This is a genomic window from Cytophagia bacterium CHB2 (assembly GCA_030263535.1).
GTDB lineage: Bacteria > Zhuqueibacterota > Zhuqueibacteria > Zhuqueibacterales > Zhuqueibacteraceae > Coneutiohabitans.
Map to the genome: position 1 here is coordinate 1 of SZPB01000669.1, position 1,681 is coordinate 1,681.

1 protein-coding gene is annotated in these 1,681 nt (G+C 55.5%); it reads right to left on the bottom strand.

Annotation, left to right across the window (positions count from 1 at the left end; translation table 11 throughout):
- On the bottom strand, positions 1–1,491 hold a 1,491-nt coding region (locus FBQ85_30080), incomplete at its 3' end, for an aminotransferase class V-fold PLP-dependent enzyme (protein ID MDL1879381.1).
- Between the last annotated feature and the right edge of the window lie 190 nt (positions 1,492–1,681).

The window sequence follows — 1,681 nt, forward strand, 5'->3', positions numbered from 1 at the left end:
CTCAGCTTCAGTGACGCGCAAATGGCTGATCACGAGTCGTATGACAAAGCAATCGTTCAATTTGGTGTGCGAGAGAAACGCCTCGCCGGTTTCATTGATGGCCCTTAGGAGTTGTTCGTTGAGGCGATTCAACGCGCTGACCTCCTCAACGCCTTGCGGATGCGCGCGAAAACAAATTGTGCTCAGCGGCACGGGCGCGAGGCGTTCAAAAGCGGGATGCTCGTCGATCCATTTTGCAAACAACTGTGCGAGCCGCAGGTGTTCGCGCACGCGCGTCACAATGCCCTCGATCCCGAAATAGCGCATGACGAACCAAAATTTCAACGCGCGGAAACGCCGGCCCAGCGGAATGCCGTAATTCATGTAGTTCGTCACCTCCTCATCTTGCGCGGTGCGCAAGTATTCCGGCACGAGACTGAAGGCGCGGCGCAACACCTCGGGCTTGCGCGTGTAGAGGACACTCAGCCCCATGGGCACGAACATCCATTTGTGGGGATTCACCACGAGAGAGTCCGCGTTTTCACAACCGGCGAGCAGGTGGCGCATTTCCGGCACAATCGCCGCAATGCCGCCGTGCGCCGCATCGACGTGCAACCAAACATTTTCGCGGGTGCAGATTGCGGCAATTTCCGGAACCGGGTCGATGCTCGTACAAGAGGTGGTACCCACCGTGGCCACAGCACAGAACGGAAGCCAGCCGGCGCGCCGGTCTTCGGCAATCGCTGCCGCCAGCGCTGCGGGCTGCATGCGAAATTCATCATCCACTGGAATGCGGCGAATGCCTGACATGCCAATACCGATGAGCAATGCGGCTTTGTCAATTGACGAGTGCGTGTACTCGGAAACGTAGAGCCGCAGCCTGGGCAAATCGTCCCGGCCTGTCATGCCGCGAGCACGAATTTGCAGATCAACACACTGTTCACGCGCTGCCGCAAGTGCGTGCATCGTGCTCATCGAAGCGCCATCAAAGATGATGCCCCAGAAATCTTCTGGCAAGTGCAGCATTTGTCGCAGCCAGCCCAGCGTGACTTCTTCAAGCTCGGTTGCCGAAGGACAGGATTGCCACAGCATGCCGTTGATGTTGAACGCGGTTGCAAGCATATCACCGAGAATGCCCGGGCCGCTGGCCGAGGAGGTGAAATACGCAAAAAAGCGCGGATGATTCCAGTGGGTCATGCCCGGCATAATGATGCGATCAATATCAGCGAGAATTTTCGTCATGTCTTCGCCTTGCTGCGGCGGAGAAGCAGGCAGCAGGCGGCGAATATCTTTTGGCTGGAGGTTGCCGGGGAAAACCGGATGTTGACCGATATCTCTCAAGTAATCGGCAACCCAATCAATGAGCTGATGCCCAAATTGGCGGAATTCTTCGGCGGGCATATCGCCGCAACTCTTACCAGGTTGACTCATGGCAGTTGTGTCCGTTTTAGCGTTGGTTAAATCAAACCTGATCGCACTTGGTGCAATGCTCGACTCTTTGCTTGCGGGCATCGATTCGTGCAACGCAAAACTGGCAGCCCTCAAGAAAAACGGAAAAAATCACGCTTACCCAAAATGAAAAATGCTCTTACACGGCTGTGCTGCATAGATCAAGAGCAGAAAATTCATTGCCCGGCGACACCGTTGCCGCCGGGCCGAAAATATTTATGAGAGTATTGTGAGAACGCGACCAAATCTTTCG